Source organism: Vibrio sp. YT-19(2023) (genome assembly GCF_033337395.1).
Genome location: NZ_JAWOQN010001053.1, coordinates 1 through 536 on the forward strand (window position 1 = coordinate 1; position 536 = coordinate 536).

The window sequence follows — 536 nt, forward strand, 5'->3', positions numbered from 1 at the left end:
CCTCTCCGTCGCTAGTCAGAATGCCGATGTGACTCGGTTTTCCTTCATCGTCCAAGCGTAACTCTCCTATAGCACTGTGATTAACTAAGCGATAAAAATTGTGAGTGCTTGGCGCGCGTTTGTAGATCTTCAAGCGTTTACGTTTCGTAAACCAGTTGAGAGGTGAACGCGGACTGTAAAGCATTCTGTCTAGGCCATCGCAGATCGTGAGCAGTTGCGTAGGAAACTGGTTTTTAATGCCGCTACAGGTGATTTGATAAATATTCGGGCTGTTTTTTCGATAACGCAATTTGATGTCATAGGCGAACGAGTAGTGAACGTCACCAGACAAAATCACAAAGTTGGTTGGTGTTTTAGTATGCGTAAAAATACTGATGAGCGTATTGGCACTGCCCGGATGCGCCATCCAGTTTTCGGCATCGACCATCAACGGTTTGCCAAGCATTGTTACCACACGCTGCAAGGCTTCAATGAATTTCACACCAAACATGGGAGCGGCAGAAACAATAATCACTTTGTCTTGATGCACCAGCTCT

The 536-nt window shown here is 45.7% G+C and carries 1 pseudogene; it reads right to left on the reverse strand.

Features of this window, described 5'->3' with window-relative positions:
- Positions 1-536 (reverse strand): annotated as a pseudogene (locus tag R7E78_RS29990) (alkaline phosphatase family protein); the annotation flags it as partial.